Origin of the sequence: Planococcus wigleyi, from assembly GCF_014836985.1 — a bacterium.
In the GTDB taxonomy this organism is placed as follows: domain Bacteria; phylum Bacillota; class Bacilli; order Bacillales_A; family Planococcaceae; genus Planococcus; species Planococcus notacanthi.
Genome location: NZ_JACSPU010000005.1, coordinates 137,668 through 157,492, shown reverse-complemented (window position 1 = coordinate 157,492; position 19,825 = coordinate 137,668). Strand labels below are relative to the sequence as shown.

Below are 19,825 nucleotides of genomic sequence, written 5' to 3'. Positions count from 1 at the left end.
AAGTGATAGGATTAATATCCACGGCAAGGGGTAAACTATCATTAAAATCTTTATTATTGGAGGAATCAGCAATGGCTAGAAAAGGCACAGCGGGGAAAACACCAGAAAAACACGTAGGCGCACCTGAATCGGGAATCGATAAAGCCATCAATAAAACAAAAGAAGTTTTTGACGGTGAAAACGAAGCCACTGATTATGAAGAAGTCAAAGGGAAAGAAGAAATGAAAGACGCGAAAGAACATTCTAAAAAAGTAGCGAATAAGAAGAATGAAGATAGCGAGAGAAATATTTAATCGAAAAGTGAAAAGGCACTGCCCTTACCCATTCAGGTTAGCGGCAGTGCCTTTTTAATTGCGCGGGTGCCTGGCACTCACACAATTAATTTTATTTTTATATAAAGTATAGAACGTTGAATAGTAGTTATTCTCAAACGGTTTTCTCACAAGGTATACACGCGATTAGCCATTCAATTTGTTAAAGGAATAAAATGAATAAAATCAAAACCTATTCATTCGACTGTTTGGCGGAAAGGTGGAGATGAGTAATTGCTCGAAAACCTGGCAGAGCAACTGCAGAAAAGGGAAATCCTTTTTAAAGTGCTTAATGGGAAGAATATGAATAAGTATGAATAATAGCTGGGGATTCCTGTTATTTCTCTGGAGGAAGGTTTTTAAGAGTGCTGCCTGAAAAAATGAATAAAAATATGAATTATAGGAATATAGATTTGGCCGATTATTAACTGCTATGGATGGAACCTGGTTCGTAGATTGGTTTCCCGGAAGAAAGTAAATCGGGCCTGACCTTTTCTATCGAAAGAAAAAGGTCTTGTTTTTCAATAGACAGGGTAGAGTCAAAGAAAGGAGTGATAGGAATGCTGACTGCAGAATTGCTGAAGCGATTAGATGCCAAAGAACAGCGCATCATTGACATACGGAGACACCTCCACGAACATCCGGAGCTGTCGTTTGAAGAAGAGAAGACAGCTGCCTATATTGAGGATTTCTATAAAGGGGTGGCGGTTGATTCGGTGGAGACGAATGTCGGCGGCCACCGGGGCATTGTGGTAACCATAAAAGGCGAAAAATCTGGCAAAACCATTGCGGTCCGTGCAGATTTCGATGCCTTGCCGATTCAAGAGGAAACGGATTTGCCCTTCGCATCCAAAACAAAAGGTGTTATGCATGCTTGCGGACACGATGGGCATACGGCTTATATGTTGGTTCTTGCCGAAACACTGGCTGAAATGAAAAAGCAATTGGCGGGGACGATTAAGGTTATTCATCAGCCGGCTGAAGAAATGCCGCCGGGCGGAGCCATCGGCATGATTAGAGCTGGCGTGCTTGACGATGTGTCGGCCGTATTCGGCATCCATGTTATGTCGACGATGGAAGCCGGAAAAATTTTTTACAGAAGCGGCAATACCCAAACCGGGCGTGCACGCTTTAAGCTGCATATCCAGGGAAAAGGCGGCCATGGTTCTTCTCCGCACATGGCGAATGATGCCATTGTGGCAGCAAGTTCTTTTGTCATGAATTGCCAGACCATCATCAGCCGACGGATGGATCCGTTTGATACGGCAGTGGTGACAATCGGCTCATTCGACGGCAAAGGGCAATTTAATGTCATCAAGGATGCTGTCGCACTGGAAGGCGATGTCCGGACGATGTCCCAGGAATCCCGTGAGCTGGTTGAAGCACAGGTGCGCCAGTTTGCGGAAGGGCTGGAAACTTCTTTCGGCGTTCAGGCGACACTGGAATATGCGAATGATTATCCGGTCCTCTATAACGATCCTGAAATTACCGGGCAAGTTCGCCAGGCGATTGAAGAAGCGAATATCCCGGAAGTAACAGCAGTTGAAGAAGTGGCGCCACAGCCCCCTTCTGAGGATTTTGCCTATTACCTGGAGGAAAAGCCGGGCTGTTTTTTCTATGTGGGTGCAAAACCCTTAGGAAAAGAAGCATATCCACACCATCATCCCAAGTTTGAAATTGACGAGAAAAGCTTGTTGATCAGCGCGAAGGCAATGGCTGCAGTGGCAGCGGATTTTTGTCGAGAAAAGAAAGATGATTGAGTTCTCTTTTTGAATAAAGATCTGAATAATCTTGCAACTTATTTACAAACCTCTAATACTGGTTTAAAGTGACAGTAAGGTGCGCGGAAGCATCAACTGTTCTTGCCGGGCACTTAGCGTATGTATACCCATGAAAAGATATTGCCAAGTCTGCAGAAATTTCACGATGAAATTTTTACGCGTAGATAGAAGCCAGTTCATCCAGACAAGCAGTCTTGCTGTTGTCTTTTTGAGCTGGCTTTTTTTGAAGAGCAAGAAAATCGGGAGGGGCGATTCATGATGGATTTTTCATTCACAGAAGAACAGGGGATGCTGCGAAGCACAACGCGCAGTTTTGTCGACAAGGAAATTATGCCGTTTATCGAAGAATGGGACCGGGCGGGCAAGTCAGACCCTGCCATTTACGGTAAGCTTGCCAACCTTGGACTGATGGGCGTTTGTATTCCGGGAAAATACGGCGGGAGCGGCATGGATTATAATTCGTTGGCGATTGTCTGCGAAGAATTGGAGCGAGGCGATACGACATTCCGTACGGCGGTATCTGTCCATACCGGATTGAACAGCCTGACCATTCTGCAATGGGGGACGGAAGAACAAAAGCAGCAATACTTGATCCCGCAGGCGAAAGGCGAGAAAATCGGCGCTTTTGGATTGACGGAGCCGGGTGCTGGATCAGATGTGGCGGCGATGAAGACGACTGCTGTGAAGCAAGGCGACCATTACGTGTTGAATGGGCAGAAGACCTGGATTTCTCTTTGCGATGTGGCAGACCATTTTCTGGTCTTTGCCTACACAGGTGAGCAGGAACAAAAGCATGGAGCGATTTCCGCTTTCATAGTAGAACGAACCTGGCAGGGTTTTTCTTCCAAGGCCATTAAAGGAAAACATGGCATCCGGGCGGGCAATACGGGTGAATTGTTTTTTGAGGATGTGAAAGTTCCGGCAGAAAATCTGCTGGGGCAAGAAGGCGAAGGGTTTAAGATAGCTATGTCGGCCCTTGATAACGGGCGCTTTACGGTGGCCGCCGGAGCTGTTGGACAAATCATGGCATGCCTGGAAGCGAGCGTCAGCTATTGCCATGAACGCCAAACTTTCGGCAAAGAAATCGGCAGACATCAACTGGTCCAGCAGATGATCGCAAAAATGGAAGCCGGTTTTCAAATGAGCCGCTTGCTCGTTTACCGGGCGGGCGAATTGAAAAACCAAGGAAAGCGGAATACCCGGGAAACTTCATTGGCGAAATGGCAAGCCTGTGATTTTGCTAATCAGGCAGCGGACGACGCATTCCAAATTCACGGTGCTTATGGTTACTCCGATGAATATCCGGTCAGCCGCTACTTGCGAAATTCCAAAGCACCGGTCATCTACGAAGGGACGCGTGAAATCCATACCATCATGCAGGCGGAATATGTGCTGGGCTATAAAGAAGATAAAACTTTGTCCAAAACATTGCCGGCCTGGGAGCGGCAAACCGACTCAACAGCCAGCCACTGAGGGGATGAAAAAGAATAGCGGGACACAATAGCTATTGCCAGTTGGAACTCCCATCAGCAGGAGGTTCGGAAGAGGATAGCATGCTTAATCTCTGCGGGTATAGGGTACTCTTTCATTAGGAAGAGAGACTGCCCGGCAGTCCAATAAACCACACAAAAAGGAGAATGATCATGGAAATTCTAAAAAGGTTCAAAGACATTATGACAAGCAATATTAATGCCCTGCTGGACAAAGCAGAGGATCCGGAAAAAATGATCGATCAATATTTGCGTGATTTGAACAGTGACTTGGGGAAAGTAAAGTCGGAGACGGCTGCGATTATGGCTGCGGAAAAACGGGAGCGCCGCGAACTCGAGGAATTTGAGAAAGAAATCGGTGACATGCAGCGTTATGCGGTAAAAGCATTGGAAGCTGGCAATGAAGACGATGCACGCAAATTCCTGCAGCGCAAAGCAGAGCTTTCCGAGAAAGTGACGGATAAACAGACAGCTGTTGAACTGGCGGCTGCTAATACACAACAGATGCGGCAAATGCATGACAAGCTGGAAGCGGATATCGGTGAACTGGAATCCCGCCGCTCAGAGCTGAAAGGCAAAGCATCTGTGGCAAAGACACAAAAACGCATGAACGATTTTGCTTCATCTGTAGATGGAGCGGGAGAACGGATTTCCGCCTTCGACAAGATGGAACAGAAAATCAATCAGGAGCTTGATGAAGCCATTGCCATGTCCGAATTGAACAAAGGCTCCAGTACAAATATCAAGGACCTGGCTTCAAAATACGACAGCGATTCATCGGTTGATGACGAGTTGGAGTCGCTGAAAGCAGGCATTAATGTAGACGATGAATTGGAATCATTGAAAAGCCAATTGGGCAAAAATGAATGAGAGCGGCTGTACGGACAGTTTCCTTTGACCTGAAGGGAGGCAGACACCATGGTCATTCAGTATAAATGTCCGAACTGCGGATCGGATATGGCGTTCGACAGCGAATCCGGACACCTGTCCTGTCCGAGCTGCGGCCGGCAGGATAACATTGAAACATTTCCGGAAACCAATATCCTGCGGAGATTCGACCCGGAGGAAGCGAAGGAATATCATTGTGAAAATTGCGGAGCGGTCATATTGACTGAAGCGGAAACCACTGCAACCCATTGCAGCTTCTGCGGGGCGCCGGTGCTGCTGGCAGACCGGCTGACAGGCGATCTGGCCCCGGCCAAGGTGATTCCTTTCACCATCAGCAAAGATGAAGCCGTCGCCGCTTTTCGGAAATGGACAAAAAACGGCAGGCTGACACCACCGGGTTTTGCCAGTGGCGACCGGATCAAAAAGATGACGGGGATGTATGTGCCTTTCTGGCTGTATGATATTGATGGGCAAGCCGATGTGTCAGCACTTGCAACCCGGGTGCGCAGCTATACCAGAGGGGATACGATCTACACGGAGACGGATTTCTATGATGTGCGCCGCGAAATGGACCTCAGCTATTTGAAGGTGCCAGCAGATGCTTCGGAAAAAATGGACGACGAATTGATGGACAAGTTGGAGCCCTATGATTACGGGGAATTGAAGGATTTCAAAATGCCTTATTTGGCGGGATACCTTGCTGAGAAGTACGATTATGACGATGACGCGTTGTTTTCCCGGGTCGAATCGAAAATTGTCCCCTATATCGATTCGTACATAAGCAGCACCATTTCCGGCTACTCAACCGTCAGCTATACGAATAAACAAATTTTAGCGAATAAAAAGAATGTCTACTATACATTGTTTCCAGTATGGATGGTTTATTATGATTTCGATAACAAGGAACATACCTTTGCGATGAACGGGCAAACCGGCAAAGTGGTCGGGAAGCCTCCGATCAGTGCATTCAAGGTCGCTGCTTGGTTCATCGGCATTGCCGCCTCCGCTTTCGCTGTGCTGAAAGCAATTTCGTTTGCGGTAGGAGGTGTGCTTTGGTGAAACAGTTTCAATTGAAAGGGCTAATGATGTTTTGCCTGCTGCTGTTTTTTATTAGCATCGGCGGAACTGCAGCTTCAGCAGCTGTGGAGCAGCGCGTATACGATAATGCCAATTTGCTGACCAGTTCAGAAATAGCCGAATTGGAAGCAGTGGCCGCAGAGCACAGCCGAAAGCATGGAACGGACTTTTTATTTTTAACATCTGAAGAACAGGCGCCTTTTTTCATCGTGGAGTACATGGGGGATTTCTTTGACACATGGGCAGTGGAAAATGGCCAGGAAAATGCCGTCTTGCTGACTATGAACATCGCCACGCGCGACGTTTACCTGGCAGGTTTTGGAACTGCAGAAACGACATTGAATAATCAGCGTGTCAATATGGTGCTCGACCGGATCATTCCGGACATGCAGCGGGGCGATTACGCAGGAGCTTTCCGTGAAACTGTAACCACGTCAAGCCGCTACATGGAATTTCGTCCTGGGGTCAACCCGGAAAATATTTTCTTCAAGACCTGGTTCCAGCTCGCCGTTGCTTTGCTGCTGGGCGGAATTGTTGTCGGCTCGATGCTCTACAATTCGGGTGGACGTGTGACGACGACAGCCGGTACTTATTTTGACGGCGACAATTCACGGGTGACAGGCAAGCTTGACCAGTTCCGCAACAAGACCGTATCGCGCCGCAGGGTTCCGAAGAAAAGCAGTGGAGGCGGTAGTGGATTTGGCGGTGGCGGCGTCACGGGTGGCGGCCGCTCTTTCAGCGGAGGCGGGCGCAAATTCTAAAATCAGTTTGAACCAAAGGAGGAGACCGCTAGAATGGGGTTTTTCAGCAACCAATTTTCAGATGTAGTGGAATGGGAAGAATTCAGAGACGATATGATCTTCTGGAAATGGAACAACAACGAAGTCAAAAAAGGCAGCCGGTTGATCATCCGCCCTGGACAGGATGCCATTTTCATCAACAACGGCAAAATTGAAGGGATCTTTGAGGATGAAGGCGAGTACGACATCGAATCGGAAATCGTGCCATTCCTGTCGACTTTGAAAGGCTTTCGCTTCGGTTTCAATAGCGGCATGCGTGTGGAAGTGCTGTTTGTAAACACCAAGGAATTCACCGTCAAATGGGGTACGCAGAACCCGATCAATATCCCGGCGCCACAGCTGCCCGGTGGCATGCCGATCCGTGCGAACGGCACGTTCCAGTTCAAAGTCAGCGACTACGTCGGCTTGATCGATAAAATTGCGGGTGTCCGCAACAGTTATCTGGTAGATGATGTGAAGATCCGCATCACGTCAATTCTGGATCAGCTGTTGATGAGATGGATCACTAAAGAAGGCAAGGACATGTTCAACTTGCAGGCCAATGCGCTTGAAATTGGCCAAGGAATCCAAGATGACTTGAATATGCAGCTGATGGACGACGGTATGAAAGTCACCGGGTTCCAGGTTATGAGCTTTAATTATCCGAAGGAAATCCAGGACATGATCAATAAAAGCGCCTCGCATGGCATGGTCGGGGATGTCGGAAAATACCAACAGATCTCAGTGGCCGATGCCATGGGCAAGTCATCGGGATCCAATACAGCATCCGACATGGCCGGCATGATGATGGGCATGAACATCGCCAAAGAAATGATGGATGGCCAGAAAGAATCTGATTCCGGCAAGCAGCAGAAAACAGACGATGCAGGCTCGAATGATTCAGACACGAGCGGGCAAGCAGCACCGAAATTCTGTCCGAACTGCGGCCAAAAAAATGAAGGCTCCAAGTTCTGTCCGAATTGTGGGCAGAAGCTGAGTTAATGAATAGCAAAAACCGCCACCTGGATAAAAAATCGGGATGGCGGTTTTTGTCTTTGAGTTTCTAGATCGTTAACTTATTTTCTTCTTTCAATCGGATGGCTTGAACTGTCAGTTTCTCGAGCAAGGCTGCAAACACGCAGACCGTTGATGATGCAACAATGCAGATCAGGCTCATCGTGAATATGCCGGCAATGTCGCCGCCGATAAAGACAATCAGAAACACCAATCCTGCTATAAAGCAAAGAGCGATTGCGAAAGCACAGTATTTGATTTTCTTTAATGCGCTCACCGAATCCATTGAAAATGCCTTGTTTCGGCTGATGAAACCCAGCAGTTTAAAGGCCTGGTAAAGGGCGATAAAAAACAGGCTGAACAATAGATAGGCAGACAGCATAAAAGGGTACTGCAGGTAAGCAGTCTCCGGATGGGCAGCTGCGTCTCTACTGGCCATTTCAGGAATAACGAACAGACAAAAAGCAAGAGCGGGAAGGCAAAGCAGGGCCAATACAGTTCTCAGAAAAAGCAGGGAAGCTCTCATGAAGCACACCTCTTTTATCAAGTGTTGGCTGGAGCCCGGTTATGAAGAGGAATCATCCTCTTCCGGCCGGTATTCCAGCACATCGCCTGGCTGACAATCCAAAGCTTTACAGATTGCCTCCAAGGTCGATAATCGAACGGCTTTTGCCTTGCCATTTTTCAGGATGGACAAGTTGGCCATGGTAATGCCGACTTTCTCTGAAAGCTCGGTTACGCTCATTTTTCGTTTAGCAAGCATCACGTCAATGTTGATTATAATTGCCATATCATTTCACCTCAGACCGTCAGATCATTTTCTGATTTTATTTCAGTTTTTATTTCAGTCGCATTTTCCAATAGCTTTTGAAGAACTGCCGCAAAGACGGCAATTACAAGGGCGCCAAAGGTAATGACCATCCCAAGCCCACCAAGGCCAGGAGCGTCATCCACTTGAGCCATGTACAAAATAATCGGCAAACACAACAAGTACAGGCCTGCGATGGTAAGGGCGCAGTATTTGATGTTCTTCAACGCTTTCACGGATCGTTCCGAGAAAGCGATGTTGCGGTCAATATAGCTCAAGAGCTTCATGGACTGGTATAAAGCAATAAAATAAGCAACGGCTGTGCCATACAGGGCAATCAGAAAGACATATTGCAGAAATGCCCATTCCGGCAAGAGTTCTCCGACAAACTGAGACAGCGGCGGCACCACAAAAATGCAGACAGCGATTACCGGAAGAGCCATGAGAAATAGAACGATTTTCAAAAACAGGGTTTCCCGTTTCATTTTTTAAGCACCTCGATTGTATAAGATTAGATTCAGTATAAGACAATATTTATCGAATTACAATATATAAATATTGATATACGGAATTAATAATCCAAATAACGATAGAGAGTAAAGTAGAAAATAACTGTTCTTCTATAGGTTGTTGGAATAGAATACAGTTTAAAATTCATCCCCCAAAAATATTAGATAAAGGTACCGGAATTAGAGAAATTAAAGAAAAGGCTCTGCCGCTGACCTCGATGGGTGATGGCAAAGCCCTTTGTATGGACGATAGCTTTTCAGTTCATAAAACCTAATTCAAGTAGACTGAAAAATCAAATAAATTTAATTGTTTTTTAAAAAAAGAGGAGTATGATAAAGGTAAAAGGAGGAGGAGTTAAAATGGAAGCCACCTTTGGTCTTGTGCCGATGCTGGTTTTGTCAGCCATTGTGATTCTGCTTATCGTGTTTTATTTCTTCTTCCACCACTGGGCAAAATGAATATTCAACAAGAAAGCCGCATGTCAGCATGCGGCTTTTTGTGTTGAACTGATAGGTAATATGCAAAGCCATAGAATAGAAAAGAACCTAGATGGTCATAAAATTCAGTACCAGTCACCGCATCTGTAGTGCTTTCTTGATCAAAGAAAGCTTAAAACAAGGGCCGCGACGAGAAGAACGGCTGCCACTTTTCGGTTTGGAATTTTAAAGCGCGGCAAACTGCCGTTAACCAATGCGACAATGGCAATAATGATGACAAAAATGACCAGTAGATCGACAATGCTGCCGATGCCGCCGCCAAAGAGTCCCAGTAATACAAGCAGAGCGACCAGCAAGTAAAGTGGTGCCACAAGAACTTTCTTCCATAAAGCGTTTGAGCGAAGACCTGGGAGATCCAGGATAAAACTAGTAAAGCTGGACCTTGGTCTTCGTCTTCGAAAACGATTGGGGTCATTCATTCGGATTCCTCCTTGAGCTTTCAAATTGTAACTTAAAGATATTCTCTTATTGTGACAGAAACTCTCTAACTTAGATATGGTTTCGGCTGAACAGAAAACGCATCCAATCATGAAAGAAATCCATGTATCATCTTCTATACCTCTAAAGTTTTATCTGGCGTTTGAAGGGAGGCGTTGGCAATACAAAAACGTTGAATAAAAAACGCCACTTCCAGATTCGAGATGCTGGAAGTGGCGTTTTTCTTATACGAACAAATGGCCGAACAACACAAGAATCGGCAAGGTGATGATAGTACGCAAGATAAAGATGACAGCCAGTTCCCAGAATTTCACCGGGATATTCGACCGCAGGATCAAAATACCGATTTCAGACATATAGATGATTTGCGTCAATGAAACACCGGCTAGCACAAAGCGTGTCAATTCGCTTTCGATTCCACTGCCAAGGACGGCTGGCAGGAACATATCCGCGAATCCGACAAGGAAGGTAGGAGCGGCTTCGGCTGCTTCCGGCAATCCAAGCAAAGTCAGAACCGGAATCAGCGGATAGGAAATGATTTTGAAAAGCGGTGTGTATTCCGCTACCATCAACGCCACTGTTCCCAAAGCCATGACCAGCGGAATCAATGCCAACCAGATATCCAGAACAGTTTCAATTCCGACTTGAGCTAATTTTTTTGGGCTTGCAGCGCCGGCTGCTTTGCGGCGGGCTTCATCGAATCCCCATTTGGCTAGGGGTACGCCTTTAGGAATATAATCGTCGATCTGTTTGCCTACCGGGGCGTAATAGTCATCCGGTTTGCGGGAAAGAGGCGGGATGCGCGGCATAATAATAGCAGCTACCAAGCAAGCAACCGAAACTGCTAAATAAAAGGGCAGGAACAGGTGCCCAATGCCGACCACATTTGCTACGACGAGACTGAAAGCGACAGAAGCAATGGAGAAGGTAGTGGCGATAACGGCTGCTTCGCGCTGCGTATAATTCCCTTCGTCGTATTGCTTCATGGTCACGAGTACGCCGACTGGCGCAGCACCCATCCAAGATGCCATCGCGTCGATGGACGAGCGGCCCGGCAAGGTGAATACTGGGCGCATGAACTTATTCAGCAGGGCACCGACAAATTCCATCAAGCCGAATTCAACGAGCAGCGGCAGGAGAATCCCGGCAAACAGAAACCATGTCAACAAGACCGGCGCCAAATCGTAGAGAACCACACCACCTGTATTGCGTGAGGAGATTGCTTCAGGACCGATTTCGTAATAAGCCATGATGCCGAATGCGAAAGCGAGCACACGGACGATCAACCCGAAAGGTCCATTGATGAAAGTAGCTCGCAAGAAAGGCGAGTTTCGGACGAAAGCAGGCTTTAAGGCAGTTGCCGTTAAGCTGGCGATTGCGGAGAAGCCAAGCAGGATGACGATGAATGGCGGAATGACCTCGCCAAATGCCGTCAGCAGGAACGACGCCAAGATGCCGACACCGATGGTCACTTCGCCGTTATAGGAAATTGGGCAAAGGAATAATAGCGCGCCGATGATGGAAGGAATCAGAAACTTCCACGTATCAGCGGGTTCAATGGTCTTTTTCTTTGTGTGAAGCATGGTCATGTAATTTTCCCCCCAAGTGATGTGCTTGTGTATTTTTTCAGTTTGCGGACGACGGAAGGCTGGCTGATGCCGAGCACATTTGCCATCTCCGTAGTAGTCCGGTATCGTTTCTGTGCGTTCAGCAAAATTTTCTTTTCTACGGATTCCAGTATATCCGGAAGCGTTTGGCCATCGAGTTCAAAGCCGATGCGCTCATCTGAATCCGGCTGATAGGCGGGGGGCAGATCGTCGAGTGTGATCAGAGCCGATTCACTTTCGATAAAGCTTCGCTCCAAAACATTGCGCAATTCCCGGAAGTTGCCTTTCCAGGGCAGCTGAAGCAAATGAAAATGGAGGTCATCAGAAACTGCTTTTTGTTGGTCGTAAGTCTGGTTCAGCAATTCAAGAAAATAGCCGATGGCCTGGTCCAGATCATCCGGCCTTTCCCGCAGCGGCTTCAGGTCAATCACAGCCAAATGCAGCAAATAAAACAGGTCTTCCCGGAAATTTCCGGCAGTGACCGCTTCTTCAATTAACGCACTGCTGATGGCGATGACACGTGCTGTGTGCGGCTGCTTTAGAATCTTGAACAACGCCGCCTGTGAAGCGGCTGAAAGCTGATCCAATTCATTTAGCGCCAATGTACCTCCGGCAGCGAGAGGGATATAGCCATCGCCATCCAATCCCGTAAAGCTGATGTCAAACACCGATTCCGGGATAGCGCTGCAATTGACCTCAATAAACGCAGCATCTCGTCTATTGCCCTGTGAGTGAATGAATTTAGCGAGCGCTGTTTTGCCGGTGCCTGGCTCTCCCTGGATCACTACTGGTACCTCCAGCTGCGCCATTTTAATTGCAGTCTGGAGTGCACGACTGGAAGAAGGGCTTTCCATAACACAGCCTTCTACTTGCAGCTGCTGGTTGCGAAGATGGGCAAGTTCTCCTTTGACTTTCGACATTTCCAGCTCCAGGTTGCCGAGGTATTCCTTCATAACCATGAGCTGTGATAGATCGTATGAATAGCTGACCACAAACTCCACATCCCCTTCGTCATTGAAAAGGGGGATGCCCGTGATCAGAACCTTTCTGCCGGAAGGCGTATCCTGCCGAAGCACGACTTTCTTCTTTTTTTCGAGAACCAGCGGTGTAATGGCCGGTGAGAAGATTCCTTCTGCTTCCAACGCATAGACGGATCTTCCGAGGAGTTCTTCAGGCGCTACTCCGTACGGTTCTCCGCTGAGTGGGGAGACTTTAATGATGCGGCCTTCCCGGGTAGTGACAATAATGTCTTCGTCATATGTATCAATGATTTCTTCATGGGTATTGGGAAGCAAAAACAAACTGTTCATTGGCGGCCTCCGTTATTCATTCTTGTATAGACTATACATGATTGAATAATCTATTTACAAGAAGAATTTATATTATTTCTCTATAACTTTACAAGAATACTGATTTATAGGGATTCTTTATTTTTTGATAGCAGGCTTGGTATGGAAAGGTGGAGTTTATTCTTATGAGAAGTAAAGTATTATTATGAATTGGGATGGTGGAAATAGGGGAATAAAAAGGCAAACCCCAAAATGGAGTTTGCCTGTAAACTTTTGATTGTCATTAATTTATTTCGTGTTTGTAAAACCGCCGTCGATACGGATGACCTCGCCGTTGATGTAATTGGCTTTTGAAGTCAGCAGGAACGCCACTAATTCAGCTACTTCTTCCGGTGTGCCAAGCCGTTTCTGAGGAATGCCGGAAGTGGCATTTTCTTTCATTTCCGGATTGTCGCGGTAAAAGGCTTCAACCATCGGCGTTTCAGTCGGACCTGGGGCAATGGAGTTGACGCGCAAGCCATCTTTTGCATATTCCGCTACCATGCTTTTCGTCATGCCGACGATGCCATGTTTCGTAGCCGAATAGGTCACGACTGAGTCCTGTCCAATTACGCCAGCGCTCGAAGCAGTATTAACAATCGAGCCGCCGCCATTTTTCAACATCACTTCAGCCACATAACGCATGCCGTACAAAGCGCCGAGCAGGTTTATGCCGACAATGCTTTCGATTTCACTGATGTCGGTATCCAGAAAGAATTTTCCGCTGCCGGAAATCCCTGCATTGTTGAAGAAATAATCGATGCTGCCGAAATGCTCCACTGTCTGGTCCACGTATTTTTTTACATCATCCGCTTTGGAAACATCTGCTTTAATGAAAATAGCGTCAGGCCCCAGTTTTTTTACCATCTCGACTGTTTCATTTCCACCTTTTTCGCTGATGTCGACCACCGCGATATTAATGCCTTCCTGTGCCAACCGAACCGCTGTAGATTGGCCCAGGCCACTTCCGCCGCCTGTAATGATTGCTGTTTTGCTCATGAAAAAATCTACCTCCAACGTATAAATGATTTTGTATCTACCTTATTACTAGTACCCGGAATTTGGGCGCTATAACCAGGTAAGAATAATGGAAACAACGTTTAAGGAAGTCCAAAAAGGGAACTATAGAAAGTAGAGACGTTTTACTTAATCTGAAATTTATAGGAGGAAAAGAATAGTATGGTAAACAATTCAACTGACAATCTGGAAGCAATCAAAACGGTAAATGAGCTGATCAAAGACATTGAAGTGGCAATGTTCACCACGATTTCTTCGGACAACAAAATCCTTTCACGCCCGATGCAGACCCAGGAAGTGGAGTTTGATGGCGAACTATGGTTCTTGACTATGAAAGACACAGATAAGTACCAGGAAATTGCCGCTAACCCACATGTAAACTTAGCTTATGCAGGGAAATCCTATGTCTCCATCAGCGGAACTGCGGAATTCATTGAAGATGAAGCGAAGAAAAAAGAATACTGGAATCCGGTGTTCGATAAAATGCTGGATACAAGCTATGACGACCCGAATGTCGTGCTCATCAAAGTGGATGCTGATTCAGCAGAGTATTGGGACTCGGGAAATACATTAAAATCCGTCAAAACGTTCGTAAAGAAATTGACGAATAATGAAACAAAAAAAGATGAAAAAGAAATAAACGATACGGTAGATTTTAAATAAAACCAGTTAATTCAAAAGCCCGCAGACAAAAACTTGTCTGCGGGCTTTTTTAAGTTGCTCAAAGAACTTCTGTTTTTAAAGCAGAATCTGTTTCTGTCGAGCTTCCTGCTTTTCTGTCTTGCGCTTCATGCAGCTTGACCATAGCGAAGCGGGCAACCGGTTGGATGACCAGGCTTTCAGCGATCAAGACGATGACAAAGTTACGTGGCCAATTTGCCAGCCAGTTGCTGAAAAGCTCCGAGTGGAAACCGTGGCCGACAATGTCGCCAATCAACGTCATCGCCGCGGACATGCCAAGGACGGTAAACAAGATCCGAAACAGGATTTTAGCGTTGAAGCTGTCTGAAGGTGTTGTCAGTTTGGCAGTCAATGCTTCTGCCAGACGCCCGAAAATAACCGGTTCGATGATCATGACGATGATCCACATGATCGGCAGCATTTTGACGATGCTCCAAGCGATGTCGGCATTGAATTCTCCTGCGAAGTAAATGACACTGAACGAAGTCATAAACAGGACAGTCATGGTAGAAATGAGGCCGCCATAAAGAAGGCCCTCTTTTCCGTTGTGTGGCAATCTTTTTTCCAGGTGCATATTCGTCTTCCTTTCAAAATACGTCTATTCGACTTGTTGTGCGTTCAATATTTGAGCTGATGGAGAGAAGGACAATCATTAAAGAGAGGACAAACTAATGGAGATATGGAGATGTTGAAGATTTCCGTATATCAGCCGACTGTTGTGAAGGTTTCTATCCCTTATTACAGAAGCGGCGATGCTCTTTTATAGATGGCCATGCCCAAAACTAAATATGGTACGTTTTGAAGTCTGTTGGTAACTATAACAAGCGGGGCATTTTTAGTGTAAGTGTCAATTCTGTGTCTTTTTTGATGGCACTTTATCCCTTCTTTAATTTAAGGGAAACTGAAAAACCGGCTGCACAATTGCAGCCGGTTCTTCATCATTTAGTTTATTCCACAGCAATCAATTCTTTTGTGACCGTGCCATCGAGTTTGACGGACTTCACTTCGCCGAAACCTTCAACCATATAGTAGGTGTGGCCTTCTTCCAAAAATTCGGGATCGGGGGCCACTGTTACTTCTACAGCATTCGTGAACGTTTGAAATTGGGTTTCCACGGTCACACCGATACCGCTGATGATGCGCGGAGCAGCATACATCGTATCTGTGTACCAGGCTCGGCCCACTTCAGCAGGATATTCCAATTCAGAATAGGATTCCGAATACGGCAATCCGAATGTATAGTGTTCATGCGTCTCGATTTCAGTCGAATCGGTCAACAACGATCCATCGTCTTTATAGATGCTCCAAATGAAGCCCATCGGCAAGCCATTGCGCGCCGATACGTAATTATAGGCGTGGCGCTCAATGCCGTATTCCGTATCATAGACATAGTTTTTTGTTTTGTCTCTCAAATAGGACTGTGCAATGGTGGCGTCATTTTTAAATTTCGGTTCCAGGCCACGGGCCATAAATGCTGAAAATTGTCCGCGTGTTACAGTGGCGTTCGGGCGGAATGTCTTGTCGGGATAGCCGATGGTGATATTCGCCGCTAGTATTTGTTGAACCGGTTCATAGACCCCCATATTCGGCGATACATCTGTAAAGCTGACATCTGCCCGGAATGGGACGATAAACAGCCGAGACAGGATAAATGCCATTTCAGCTCGTGTAATCGTGTTTTCTGGGCGATAAGTTCCATCAGGATATCCTTTGATCAACTGCGCTTTGGCTGCTGCAGCGATAGAGCCGCTTGCTTTATGGGAAGCAGGTACATCCGGAAAACCTGTGGCACGCGGCGTAACATCAAATTTTTTCAAGCGGCTGATCATAATTGCTGCTTCTGCACGCGTCACCCCTGCGTTCGGCCGCATGGTGCCATCAGGATAGCCTTTCAACACATCACGGTCAATCAAATAGGTGATTTCGTCATAAAATTCATGGGACTCAGGCAAATCGGAAGCTCCTTCAACAGGAACGGCCAAACTCAGCATCACAATCAGTATGGTCAACCATGAAAACTTCTTCAAAGTCCTCACTCCTTACCCTTGTATTTCACCGCCCTATGCACCTCGAGCCTTGTCCTCAACTTCCCGGCTGCTGCTTTTATTTTTCCATACCCCCTAAAGGCAATTTTTAACGGGAAATTGAGAATTTTGTTCTTTGATAGAAAATACTGTTTTATAGAAGAAACAGTATAAAAATAGAGAAATTAGTATGCAGAAGACAAATGAATCTCTTAAAATTCACCTATTAATAAAAAAAAACTCAATTTGTCACAAAAAACTTAAAACAGTGAGCTACTGCCAATGATAGCGTTTTCTTGTGTTTGGAAACCTCCTGCTTTAAGGCAAGATAAGCTGTTAAAGGCAAATATTAGTTTGCGTCAGCTTTAATCAGTTTGTATAATTGAACTTAAATATTAAATAGTGCGAATAATTATTCAAATATTCCGCGTTATCATAACAAGAGGGGATTGAAAACATTTGCCATATGCACAACAAGAAAATCCAATCAAACAACAATCGTCTTCTGAATATATAAAAGCCATCCATAAAAAACTTAAAGACCGTAATCCGGGTGAATCAGAATTTCTGCAGGCTACCTGGGAAGTATTCGATTCGTTGCAGCCGGTGTTTGAACAGCATCCGGAATACGTGGAACAGGGAATTCTGGAACGCATCTCCGAGCCGGAACGCTTTATTGCTTTCCGTGTAACCTGGGAAGACGATGCGGGCAATGTCCATGTCAATAGAGGCTATCGGGTACAGTTCAATAGCACACTTGGGCCTTTCAAGGGCGGCTTGCGCTTCCACCCCTCTTTAACGGCAAGTGTTGTCAAATTCCTTGGATTTGAACAAATCTTCAAGAACGCTTTAACCGGTCTGCCAATCGGCGGCGGTAAAGGCGGTTCTGATTTCGATCCAAAAGGAAAATCGGATCGTGAAATCATGCGTTTCTGCCAAAGTTTCATGACAGAACTGACGCGCCATATTGGTCCGGATATCGATGTGCCAGCAGGCGATATCGGCGTCGGAAAACGGGAAATCGGTTATATGTTCGGACAGTATAAACGTCTTCGCAATGCTTCTGAAGCCGGCGTCTTCACCGGGAAAAATCCCGACAACGGAGGAAGCCTGATCCGAAAAGAAGCAACCGGCTATGGAACTGTCTATTTTGTTGAAGAAATGCTGAAAGAGCAAGGGCATTCATTTAAAGGCAGCAAAGTCATCGTTTCAGGTTCCGGAAACGTTTCGATTTATGCGATGGAAAAAGCCATTGAATTCGGTGCTACAGTTGTAGCCTGCAGTGACTCGGAAGGCTTCATCTACGATCCTGAAGGCATTGACGTCGAAACGGTTAAGCAATTGAAGGAAGTGGACAGAAAACGGATTTACCACTACCTTGAAACTCACCCGAATGCCCAATACGGCAACGACAAATCGGATATCTGGAAAATCCAATGTGATATCGCATTGCCTTGTGCAACGCAAAACGAAATTGATAGAGAAAGCGCGCAGGCCATGGTCGAAAATCTGGTGAAAGCAGTAGGCGAAGGCGCCAATATGCCTTGTACGGAAGAAGCCGTTCGTGTCTTGACTCACAATGGCGTGCTATTCGCTCCAGCAAAAGCGGCCAATGCAGGCGGTGTTGCAGTTTCGGCGATGGAAATGTCCCAAAACAGCATGCGCTATTCATGGACAGCTGAAGAAGTGGATGAAAAACTGCTGCAGGTCATGAAGAACATTTATAAAACATGTACCGAAACGGCGTCGCAATATGGCGCACCGGGCAATTTGATTGTCGGTGCCAATATTGCCGGCTTTAAAAAAGTGGCCGATGCGATGGTCAGCCACGGCTTGAATTAATCTGTTCGAAATAAAATCTGATAAAGCAATTTTGCAACGCCCCTGGCATCTAATTCCGGGGGCGTTTTTTGCATTTGGTTTGATGGTTTATTAATCGCGGCAAATCGCTTACAGTAAAAGGGAGAAGAAAGTGCAAAGGATGAGTTATGTGAAAGATTTCGCCACCCACGCCGAACAATTGGAGATACTCGAAGAGCGTGGCCTGAAAATTACTGACAAAGCGGCTGCCAGACGGATTTTGTCGCGTGAGAATTATTACGCGTTGATCGATGGCTATAAAGAGCCTTTTCTCGAACACGACATAGCGCTTAATCCGTACGGCCGGGAACAGTACCAGGAAGGCAGTGAGTTTAGCCATATTTATGCGCTGCACCGGTTTGACCGGAAACTGCGTCTGCTTTTGTTGAACGATCTATTGAAATTCGAAAAAAACATCAAATCAAAAGTGGCTTACCGTTTTTCGGAGAAGTTCAAAGGCGCGGACAGCTTTTTGGATCCGAATCATTACAGTCCCGACTGCAGCCATCACCACGAGCGTGATCGCATCATTTCCACGCTTGCGAACTTGATCAAAAGCCATAAAAAACGCGACAAAGTGAGATACCCGGCCATCCGTGAATTTTATGACAAGCATAAGAATGTCCCGCTTTGGGTGCTCGTCAACTTTCTGTCGCTTGGACAAATCACTCATTTCTATGCGGTGATCGACGAAGAGCTGCGTGACCGCATCGCACGGGATTTTTCGGAAGAATACAGCGACGAGTACCAAAGTATCCGTATGAAAGCCCGTGACTTGGACGCTATCCTCCACATCGTCTTTCCGTATCGGAATAAATCCGCGCATGAGGAAGTGCTGTACCGTTACCATCTCCCGCATCCTGTAGAACTGGGCGAACTTGAATCGGTGCTGAACAAAAACAAAGGAAGTTTGAGCGGCGCTACCGTTTTTTCTGTGATCAGTCTATTGAAAATGGTTCTGGCAAAAGAGGATTATGAGATGTTTGCGGAAGACTTGGAGAAAATCGTCAAGGAATTGGAAGCCTCAGTGCCGGTTCGGCCATTCGAAAAAATCCTGAAGGATGCGGGCTTTGCCGGAACTGATTGGAAATAAAGCGGGATCAGTCCATTCTGTAGTATGAGGAGAGGGTTTCCATGATGTATGTGGCATTGCTGAGAGGCATCAATGTAGGCGGCAAAAACAAAGTGGACATGAAGCAGCTGAAGCAGGCGTTTGAAGAGGCCGGGATGTCTTCTGTCCTTACCTATATCAATTCCGGCAATATTCTTTTTGCTGACAGCAGCCATTCAAAAGTCCAATTAGCGCCTTTATTGGAACAAGTGATTTACAGCCATTTTGATTTGCAGATCAAAGTGTTGGTTTACGATGAAAACGAGTTTAGAAAAATTGCAGAGTCAGTTCCCGAAGACTGGTCAAACGACCAGCAGAAGAAAAGCGATGTCTTGTTTTTATGGGAAGACGTCGACAAGGAAACGGTGCTTGACCAGTTGACAGTTAAACCGGAAATCGACCGGGTCCAGTATGTCCCGGGCGCCATCCTGTGGTCTGTGGACAAAGACAAAGTCACGAGAAGTGGCCTGCTGAAGATTGTGGGATCCGAGCTTTATCAGCGCGTCACCGTCCGCAATGTCAATACGGTCCGGAAAATCCTTGGCATGCTGCAGAAAATGGAACATTAAAATGCCGTCCTCTTTTACAGGAGGACGGCATTTTT

The 19,825-nt window shown here is 46.3% G+C and carries 20 protein-coding genes; 11 read left to right on the top strand and 9 right to left on the bottom strand.

Translation table 11 applies throughout. The features are described 5' to 3' along the window. Window positions 1-71 precede the first annotated feature (71 nt). From H9630_RS14545 to H9630_RS14515, 7 genes are all read left to right on the top strand, one after another. Complete coding sequence (locus tag H9630_RS14545) at window positions 72-293, top strand: hypothetical protein (protein ID WP_191716213.1); 222 nt, start codon at window positions 72-74, stop codon at window positions 291-293. 578 nt (window positions 294-871) lie between these two features. Beyond that, window positions 872-2,071, top strand: coding sequence for an amidohydrolase (locus tag H9630_RS14540; RefSeq protein WP_191716212.1), 1,200 nt, complete (start codon window positions 872-874; stop codon window positions 2,069-2,071). Window positions 2,072-2,350: 279 nt separating this feature from the next. Beyond that, on the top strand, window positions 2,351-3,565 hold the full coding sequence (locus H9630_RS14535) for an acyl-CoA dehydrogenase family protein (protein WP_191716461.1): 1,215 nt from the start codon (window positions 2,351-2,353) through the stop codon (window positions 3,563-3,565). A gap of 170 nt (window positions 3,566-3,735) precedes the next feature. Further along, a complete protein-coding gene (locus H9630_RS14530) occupies window positions 3,736-4,452 on the top strand; it encodes a PspA/IM30 family protein (RefSeq protein ID WP_191716211.1) in 717 nt (238 codons plus the stop codon). A gap of 48 nt (window positions 4,453-4,500) precedes the next feature. Continuing rightward, the gene (locus H9630_RS14525; RefSeq protein WP_191716210.1) at window positions 4,501-5,529 is read left to right on the top strand and encodes a TFIIB-type zinc ribbon-containing protein; all 1,029 of its coding nucleotides are present in this window, start codon (window positions 4,501-4,503) and stop codon (window positions 5,527-5,529) included. Then, entirely contained in the window at window positions 5,526-6,308 is a 783-nt protein-coding gene (locus H9630_RS14520) for a TPM domain-containing protein (protein ID WP_191716209.1), read from the top strand. Before H9630_RS14525 ends, H9630_RS14520 begins: the two co-directional genes overlap by 4 nt. A 33-nt stretch (window positions 6,309-6,341) precedes the next feature. Beyond that, a complete protein-coding gene (locus H9630_RS14515; RefSeq protein ID WP_191716208.1) occupies window positions 6,342-7,328 on the top strand; it encodes an SPFH domain-containing protein in 987 nt (328 codons plus the stop codon). A 61-nt stretch (window positions 7,329-7,389) separates the two neighbouring features. On the opposite strand, the gene H9630_RS14510 is transcribed toward H9630_RS14515, so the two are convergent. From H9630_RS14510 to H9630_RS14480, 7 genes are all read right to left on the bottom strand, one after another. After that, on the bottom strand, window positions 7,390-7,866 hold the full coding sequence (locus H9630_RS14510; protein WP_191716207.1) for a DUF2975 domain-containing protein: 477 nt from the start codon (window positions 7,864-7,866) through the stop codon (window positions 7,390-7,392). Between the two features lie 39 nt (window positions 7,867-7,905). Then, a complete protein-coding gene (locus H9630_RS14505) occupies window positions 7,906-8,130 on the bottom strand; it encodes a helix-turn-helix domain-containing protein (RefSeq protein ID WP_191716206.1) in 225 nt (74 codons plus the stop codon). 11 nt (window positions 8,131-8,141) lie between these two features. Next, the gene (locus H9630_RS14500; RefSeq protein ID WP_191716205.1) at window positions 8,142-8,633 is read right to left on the bottom strand and encodes a DUF2975 domain-containing protein; all 492 of its coding nucleotides are present in this window, start codon (window positions 8,631-8,633) and stop codon (window positions 8,142-8,144) included. Between the two features lie 623 nt (window positions 8,634-9,256). Then, complete coding sequence (locus H9630_RS14495; protein WP_191716204.1) at window positions 9,257-9,466, bottom strand: hypothetical protein; 210 nt, start codon at window positions 9,464-9,466, stop codon at window positions 9,257-9,259. A gap of 351 nt (window positions 9,467-9,817) precedes the next feature. Further along, on the bottom strand, window positions 9,818-11,182 hold the full coding sequence (locus tag H9630_RS14490; protein WP_191716203.1) for a YjiH family protein: 1,365 nt from the start codon (window positions 11,180-11,182) through the stop codon (window positions 9,818-9,820). Next, window positions 11,179-12,510, bottom strand: coding sequence for a sigma 54-interacting transcriptional regulator (locus H9630_RS14485; RefSeq protein ID WP_191716202.1), 1,332 nt, complete (start codon window positions 12,508-12,510; stop codon window positions 11,179-11,181). The genes H9630_RS14490 and H9630_RS14485 overlap by 4 nt, the downstream gene beginning before the upstream one ends. Window positions 12,511-12,777: 267 nt before the next feature. After that, on the bottom strand, window positions 12,778-13,527 hold the full coding sequence (locus H9630_RS14480; protein ID WP_191716201.1) for an SDR family NAD(P)-dependent oxidoreductase: 750 nt from the start codon (window positions 13,525-13,527) through the stop codon (window positions 12,778-12,780). 180 nt (window positions 13,528-13,707) lie between these two features. On the opposite strand from H9630_RS14480, the gene H9630_RS14475 reads away from it, so the two are divergent. After that, entirely contained in the window at window positions 13,708-14,208 is a 501-nt protein-coding gene (locus tag H9630_RS14475) for a pyridoxamine 5'-phosphate oxidase family protein (protein ID WP_191716200.1), read from the top strand. A gap of 58 nt (window positions 14,209-14,266) precedes the next feature. On the opposite strand, the gene H9630_RS14470 is transcribed toward H9630_RS14475, so the two are convergent. Both H9630_RS14470 and H9630_RS14465 read right to left on the bottom strand, forming a co-directional pair. Beyond that, window positions 14,267-14,800, bottom strand: a complete 534-nt coding sequence (locus H9630_RS14470; protein WP_191716199.1) for a DUF2798 domain-containing protein — start codon at window positions 14,798-14,800, stop codon at window positions 14,267-14,269. Between the two features lie 373 nt (window positions 14,801-15,173). Then, window positions 15,174-16,262: an S-layer homology domain-containing protein gene (locus H9630_RS14465; protein ID WP_318248003.1), complete on the bottom strand. Its 1,089-nt coding sequence runs from the start codon at window positions 16,260-16,262 to the stop codon at window positions 15,174-15,176. Window positions 16,263-16,736: 474 nt separating this feature from the next. Between H9630_RS14465 and gdhA the strand changes: the two genes are divergently transcribed. The 3 genes from gdhA (at window position 16,737) to H9630_RS14450 (ending at window position 19,790) form a co-directional block, all read left to right on the top strand. Beyond that, complete coding sequence (gene gdhA, locus H9630_RS14460) at window positions 16,737-18,092, top strand: NADP-specific glutamate dehydrogenase (protein WP_404825536.1); 1,356 nt, start codon at window positions 16,737-16,739, stop codon at window positions 18,090-18,092. 139 nt (window positions 18,093-18,231) lie between these two features. Next, window positions 18,232-19,203: an Abi family protein gene (locus H9630_RS14455; protein WP_191716196.1), complete on the top strand. Its 972-nt coding sequence runs from the start codon at window positions 18,232-18,234 to the stop codon at window positions 19,201-19,203. 41 nt (window positions 19,204-19,244) lie between these two features. Further along, window positions 19,245-19,790, top strand: coding sequence for a DUF1697 domain-containing protein (locus H9630_RS14450; protein WP_191716195.1), 546 nt, complete (start codon window positions 19,245-19,247; stop codon window positions 19,788-19,790). Window positions 19,791-19,825: the final 35 nt, after the last annotated feature.